Source organism: Streptomyces sp. NPDC004658, from assembly GCF_040609555.1.
Lineage (GTDB): Bacteria > Actinomycetota > Actinomycetes > Streptomycetales > Streptomycetaceae > Streptomyces.
This window is the reverse complement of the sequence record NZ_JBEXKG010000105.1, coordinates 21,764-28,430: the sequence shown is the minus strand read 5'-3', so window position 1 is coordinate 28,430 and position 6,667 is coordinate 21,764. Positions and strand designations below refer to the sequence as shown.

The window sequence follows — 6,667 nt, the reverse complement described above, 5'->3', positions numbered from 1 at the left end:
CAGGTTCCGCACCCCCGCTGACGTCACGGCGTTCCTCGCGAACCGCAGCCCCACGGTGATCAAATCAGCATGTTGATTCTCTGCGAGCCCTAAGAGGGGATCTGATCCGGCGAGTTGGTGTGTCCGGATGGTTGACTGAGCGATGCTGTACGTCGACCGCGCCGGTATCCATGGGAGTGTGCGCCGTACGACTTCCCGCCGTACAAGGCGGTCACTGACTACTACGCCGAGTGGCAAGCCAGCGACACCGTGCAGCAGGTGCCCGACCTGCTGCACGACAACACCCGCCGAGCCCACGGCGCAGCATCCAGCCGACCACGGCCGTGGCAGACGCTCACAGCCTTGTCCCGGCCGTGCTCGCCACTGCCGTGTGGCGCCGGGCTCGATGTCGACGTGGAGGTCGTTCAGTGACCGCGGGCCAAGGGTTTCGAGCCGTTGCCGGAGCGGTGGGTGACCGAGCCAACCAGGCACATCGGAACAGGCATCCCGATCACACCGGCGTGAACGTTGACCAGATGCCCTCTGACGCAGGAAAGTCAGGTCGCCTTCTGTCGGGACTGACGACGCAGGCCGACCCCGCCCAGGCGGCAGATCGGCGCCCGCGACGCGGCCATCATCGCGGACGCCGCTCGAATCGTGCCTCGCACTGTGCATCGCCGATGAAACAGTTGCTGCACTGCATGTGACGCGGGTTCCGGCGTCGATTTCGCGGGTGCAGTGACCGCGTCGCCCATGGGCTGCTGGGTCTTGCCGGCCCCCGCAGGGCCCGACTGCCCCCGTTTCGGGAGCCTTCGGTTCCCCGCGCGGGTCACAAGGATGAGGACCTACATCGGAGTCGACCAGCAGACCCCGTCGTGCCGGAGCCGCCGTCACCGTACCCGCGCTTCCTGCAAACCTGTCAGCCCTGCTGGGCCGGCACGGGCCAGTCGGGGCCTGCCTCGAAGAGACCATTACCCTCGCGCGGTTCAGCGGCTCTCGCGGTAGGAGTAGAAGCCCTCACCCGACTTGACGCCCAGCTTTCCCGCGTCGACGTACTGGTGCAGCAGTTCCCTCGGGCCAGTCGGCAGATTGGGGTTCTCGGCGGCGTAGTGGTCTTCGATGTCGAGCACGACGTCGAGGCCGATCCGGTCCATGAGCCGGAACGGGCCGTCGGCGAGCCCCATGTTCGCTACCATGATGCCGTCCACGTCTTCCGGCGTACTGACGCCCTCGGCGACGATCTCGAGCGCCTCTCGCTTGATGGCCGCCCAGATGCGGTTGAAGATGAATCCGGTACTCTCCTTGCGCGCGATGAACGGCTTCAGTCCGAAGTCACGCAGGCGGTGGTCCAGCAGTTCCATGATGGCGGGGTCCGTTTCACCGTCCGCCATCAGCTCTACCGCCATGCTCTCCGGCGGCAGGGCGAAGTGCATGTTGAGGACGCGCTCCCGGTGGGTCACCTCGTCGACGACCAGCCGCGAGGCGTAGGAAGACGAGTTGGTCGCCAGGATCGCGTCCGGGTCCGCGGCGCGGTCGAGTGTCCCGAAGAGCGGGCGCTTGGCCTCAAGCCGTTCCGGGATGGCTTCGATGACGAGCCACGCTCCGGCAAGGGTGGGTTCCAGTTCGTGATGGGCGGTGACGGTTCCGGGCGGCGTGCCGTTTCCCTTGGCGAGCCGCGGTGCGGTGTCCGCGATGTAAGACAGGGCGTCCTTGCGCTGGGCCTCTGCGGGGTCCACTAGGCGCACGTTGCTCCCGCCTCCGGCGAAAACAGCAGCTATCCGACGTCCCAGCGTGCCCGCGCCCACAACGACGACGGGACGCTCCTTGGTGTCGGCCTCGGAAACAATGTGGGTCATGACAGTCCACTTCCCTTCTCGATTCAAAATGAATCGAGTACAGTATGTATCAGGACATCGAGGACGACAACAGGGAAGAAGCACTACGGTGACAGGAGCAAGAGCTGGTCTCAGGCGACGATCGAACACACGCACCCGCCTGCTGGACGCGGCGGAGGAACTGTTCGCCGTGCGCGGTACGACGGCGGTGTCGATCGACGAGATCTGCCGCCAGGCGGGTTTCACGCGCGGAGCCTTCTACTCCAATTTCAGGACCGTCGACGAGGTGTTCTTCGCGTTGTACGAACGGCAGACCGAGCACCTGCTGGAAGGGATGCGCCAGTCGCCGCCCCTCGCCATGAGCGGCGGCGGCCTGGAGGATGTGGTCGAGACCTTGATGCATGTCCTTCCTCCGGACTGGCAGTGGTATGCGATCCGGGCCCAGTTCACGGTGCAGACAAAGAGCCGCCCGGAGACCACGGAAACACTTCGAGCGCACGGCGAACGTCTGGCCGACGGGCTGGAGCCATTCGTGGTGGCAGCCGTCAGGTCCGCTGGGCGTGACCTGACGTGCTCACCGAGCGAAGGCACACGCGTTGTCATCGCCGCACATGTCGGCGCGGTCCTTCAGTCCCCTCTCACGGATGATCCTGAACGCCTCCGGCGTGACGTCCTCCTCAGCGCACTCCGGGGAATCTCAGAACCTGTGGGACCGGCACCCACCCGGTGACAGCGGTCCCGCACCAGCGAGAAGTACAGAAAAGAGATCCAGAGATGACAACAGACTCCGCAGCAGCCCAGTCGGTGGGATCACCGCGTCTTTACGCTCTCGAGCTCGTACCCGGCGGCGTGCACCGCATCAACCCGCACGACGGCACCGTGACCGACATCGCCCTCGGCATTCCGGAGGTGCCGGACGGCATCGTGGTGGACGAGACCGAGGGTTATGCGTACTTCACGCTCATGGGAGCGCCGGACACACCGCTCCAGCCCAACGTGGAGCCACCGTTCACCCACCGCAACGGCTCCGTCCAGCGCGTGCCCCTTGCGGGAGGCGTCCCGCAGATCGTCGTGCCGCGGGGCACGTTCACCACCGGCAAGCAGCTCACCACGGACCCCGCGACCGGGCGGCTCTACTGGTGCGACCGGGAGGGCCGCGGCGTCTACCGCGCCGAGCGCGACGGATCCGGTCTGACAGCTCTCATACTGACCGCCGGACAGGGTCCCACTCGCGCCGAGGAGGAATGCGTCGGCATCACGGTCGACACGGCCCATGGCTGGCTGTACTGGACTCAGAAGGGTCCCAGTGACGGCGGCAAGGGCCGCATCCTCCGTGCCCGGCTCGAACTTCCCGATGGAACCTCTCCCGGCGACCGCGACGACATCGAAACGCTGTGGGAAGGGCTTCCCGAGCCCATCGACCTCGAACTCGACCCGAGTGGCCAGGTTCTCTACTGGACCGACCGCGGCGCCGGCCCGCTGGGCAACACTCTGAACCGCGCTCCCGTACCGCCGCCCGGACGGCGAGGCGACACGCCCACGATCGTCGCCAGCGAATTCCACGAGGCCATCGGACTGGCCATCGACCATGCGCGAGGCAACGCCTACGTGTCCGACCTCTCGGGTGCCGTGTACGAGATCACTCTCGCGGACGGTAGCAAGCGGCTCGTGACGAAGTTCCCCGGCCCGGTCACCGGACTCGCACTCGTGCTCTGAACAGGCTCCGTCTCACATCCCATGCGGACACGAACACACACCACATCTTCCTCTCAGGAGCCTCCTGTGCACGATCTGCTGGCCGAAGCCATCCAAGCGCACGGCGGACTGGACCGCTGGAACCATTTCGACACCCTCCGGGCGACCATCGTCAGCGGCGGCGAACTCTACGTCCTCAAGGGCATGCCGCAGGACCCCGCGCCCCGCGAGCAGGTGATCTCCCTGCACCGGCAAAGCGCATCCGTCCAGCCGTTCGGCGCGCCCGATCAGAAGACCCGCTTCACTCCCGAGCACGTCGCGATCGAGAAGCTCGACGGCACCGTGGTGGCCGAACGCAGCAACCCCCGCGCATCGTTCGCGGGCCACGAACTCACTACCGCGTGGGACCCGCTGCAGCGCGCCTACTTCAACGGTTACGCACTGTGGACCTATCTCACCGTGCCCTTCTCCCTCACTACCCCCGGCACGCGGATCGAGTCCATCGCGCCGTGGCAGGAGGGCGCCGAGACCTGGCGGGGCCTCCGGGCCACGTTCCCCACCGGTTTCGCCAGTCACAGCCAGGTCCAGGAGTTCTACTTCGGCGACGACGGCCTCCTGCGGCGACACGATTATCACCTGGACGTGGCAGGAGGCGACCCCGCCACCCAGTACGTGTACGACATCGTCGACGTCGCAGGCATCCGTGTCGCCACCAGACGGCACGCTTTCATGCGAGCCGCCGACAACAGCCCCCTCCGCGAACGGGAGATGGTGTTCGTCAACATCAGCAACCTCCGCTTCAGCTGATGTTCCGCGCTGGTGGCGTTGCCAACCCGCATTCCCCGTCGCGGCCAGTGATGGGGGCGGTCATGCGCAGCAGGCACAGAGACAGCGCCACCAGTCCCCGGCCGGGTGTGTAGCCCTTACCGGCCGGGCTGGACCTGGGTACACCAGCGGTCTTCCATACCGTCTCGGAGTCGACGGTCACTTCCGCCAGCAGGCCAGCGCGGCCCCGCCGTGGTGTCCGTGTCTGGGTGACGGACTGAGCCTTGCCCGATGTTGGGGGACCTCCACGGCGATGCTCCATGCCACGCGCCACGGCCCAACCAGTCACTCGGACGCGGCCCACGACACCACCTCCCCTCACTGTGTCAGCCGCTGTGCCTAGGTGTGTCGGCATGTCTTCACACCTTTACCGGGACTGAGCCACGCGTCCCGGGCGTCGGTCCACACGGTCGTCTCTGGTCCCCAAGAGGCCTGACGACCAACCATTTCGCGCGAGAGTCGAGTCGTGCGCTCGCCCACTCTTGTCGGCTCCAGCCGAGGCCAGGCCGCGCAGCCACCCGGCGAGGAGGCGTGCGTGTGTTCCCCCCTGTCCTGCCGTCGTATCAGGGGCTGCTACGCTGCCTTAAGTAAAGCGTTCGCTTTACTTAGATGTTTGATGTGGCGCACGGATCCTCCCTTGCGCCAGCTGGCCCGCTCCGCTCGATCGCCTCCCTCCGAAACAGCAAGGACACCGCGCCATGACTACCGCCCCCAGGGAAACAGCGGCGGCGTCGACCGTCTCTCCAGGAACGGACGGAGGTGCGTCGACCTCCCGTACCGTGGAGGGCAGTGGCCGGCCGTCGCATCCCTGGCTCTCACTGCTGTGCGTGTGCCTCGGGATGGCCATGACTTTCGTCAACATCACAGCAACCATCTCCTCACTCGGCCCTATCCAGTCCGATCTGCACCTCACCGCCACGACACTGGTATGGGTGACGAGCGCCTATTCCCTGGCAGTGGCCGGCCTGACGCTCTCGGCGGGTACCATCGGAGACCTTTTGGGCCGGCGGACGGTCTTCCTCGCGGGTACAGCGATACTCGGCATCGGCAGTCTCGTGTGCTTCTTCACCGACAGCTCAGCCGGCGTCATCACCGGACAGGCCGTCATGGGCGTCGGAGGTGCCATGGTGCTGCCCAACAGCCTCACCGTAGTGAGCACGAGCTTCCACGACGCCCGCCGACGCACGGAGGCCATCAGCATCTGGGTGGGCTTTTCCGGCATCGGGCTCGCTGCCGGCCCCCTGATCGCGGGTGTTCTCCTCGCCCACTTCTCCTGGCACAGCGTCTTCCTCGTCAACGCCGTTATTTCAGCGCTGGTGCTGCTCGCCACACCTTTCTTCGTCGTCGACACCCGTCATCTCGGCCGCCGGATCGACATACCGGGAGTACTGCTGGCCACTGTCTCCGTCGTCGCGCTCACCTACGCCGTGATCCAGGGCAGCCACGTCGGCTACACGAACGGCCACATCCTCACGGCCTGGACATTTTTCCTGCTGGGCCTCGTGGTGTTCCTCGTCGTCGAAAGCCGCTCCGCCGACCCCATGCTCGATCTGCGTCTGTTCCGATCCGTGTCCTTCTCGACCACCATGGCCGTCGGCGCGGCGGGGATGTTCGGCTTCGGCGGCGTCCCTTTGATCATGGTTCTCTACTTCGAGCGAGTGCAGGACACCTCCGCACTGAACACAGGCTGGCGCCTCATGCCCACCCTCGCCGTTTACGTGCTGGTCAGTGCCGTGGCAGCGCGCCTGGTGGCGCGGGTCGGCTTCAAGACCATGCTCTCGGCGGGCCTGGTGGTCACCGCACTCGGGGCCGTGTGCCTTCTGGCCACACCGGCAAACGCCTCCTACGAAGCGGTATGGCCGGGCATGGTCATCTTCGGGCTGGGTGAAGGACTTGTGCTGGCACCCACCACAGCAGCGGCGGTCACCAGTGTCGGGCACGATAAGGCCGGCATGGCCAGCGCCGCCGTCAACATGTTCCGTCAGCTCGGCAACGTCCTCGGCACAAGCATCATCGGCAGTCTCCTGACCAGCCATTTCGCGCACATCCTGCCGCAAAGCCTGAGGAGAGCGGGAGTTCCGGCACCCGTAGCCGCGCACGTGGCCCACGCCGTGAGCGATGGTAGCTCCGCTCATTCCCCCGACGGGGCGGAGGCAGCGGCGATCGGACATGCGATCGCGCATGCGTTCACCGACTCCGTCCACATCGGACTCATGGTGACGGCAGCCGTACTGATAGTGGTGGCGATTCCGGCGGCGCTCTTCGTCATCGGCAGGAATCCGGTCGGCCGGGCATAGCGCCCCACGAGCAGCTTCTCGTCCCCGTCGGCTTCA

General features: G+C 66.3%; 5 protein-coding genes. 4 read left to right on the top strand and 1 reads right to left on the bottom strand.

The window, feature by feature from the left end:
• Positions 1–965: 965 nt before the first annotated feature.
• Positions 966–1,835, bottom strand: coding sequence for a 3-hydroxyacyl-CoA dehydrogenase family protein (locus ABZV94_RS28565; RefSeq protein WP_356345271.1), 870 nt, complete (start codon positions 1,833–1,835; stop codon positions 966–968).
• 88 nt (positions 1,836–1,923) lie between these two features.
• Between ABZV94_RS28565 and ABZV94_RS28560 the strand changes: the two genes are divergently transcribed.
• The 4 genes from ABZV94_RS28560 to ABZV94_RS28545 all read left to right on the top strand — a co-directional run bounded on the left by ABZV94_RS28560 (position 1,924) and on the right by ABZV94_RS28545 (position 6,631).
• Positions 1,924–2,544 (top strand): TetR/AcrR family transcriptional regulator, encoded by a 621-nt coding sequence (locus ABZV94_RS28560; RefSeq protein ID WP_356345269.1) that lies wholly within the window; start codon positions 1,924–1,926, stop codon positions 2,542–2,544.
• Positions 2,545–2,588: 44 nt separating this feature from the next.
• A complete protein-coding gene (locus ABZV94_RS28555) occupies positions 2,589–3,530 on the top strand; it encodes a hypothetical protein (protein WP_356345266.1) in 942 nt (313 codons plus the stop codon).
• 66 nt (positions 3,531–3,596) lie between these two features.
• A complete protein-coding gene (locus ABZV94_RS28550) occupies positions 3,597–4,316 on the top strand; it encodes a hypothetical protein (RefSeq protein WP_356345264.1) in 720 nt (239 codons plus the stop codon).
• Between the two features lie 716 nt (positions 4,317–5,032).
• Positions 5,033–6,631, top strand: coding sequence for an MFS transporter (locus ABZV94_RS28545; protein ID WP_356345262.1), 1,599 nt, complete (start codon positions 5,033–5,035; stop codon positions 6,629–6,631).
• Positions 6,632–6,667 lie beyond the last annotated feature (36 nt).

What these genes read in the sequence shown, in the direction of transcription:
- ABZV94_RS28565 (WP_356345271.1), bottom strand. Translation starts at nt 1,835, where the DNA reads ATGACCCACATTGTTTCCGAGGCCGACACCAAGGAGCGTCCCGTCGTC.
- ABZV94_RS28545 (WP_356345262.1), top strand. Translation starts at nt 5,033, where the DNA reads ATGACTACCGCCCCCAGGGAAACAGCGGCGGCGTCGACCGTCTCTCCA.
- ABZV94_RS28555 (WP_356345266.1), top strand. Translation starts at nt 2,589, where the DNA reads ATGACAACAGACTCCGCAGCAGCCCAGTCGGTGGGATCACCGCGTCTT.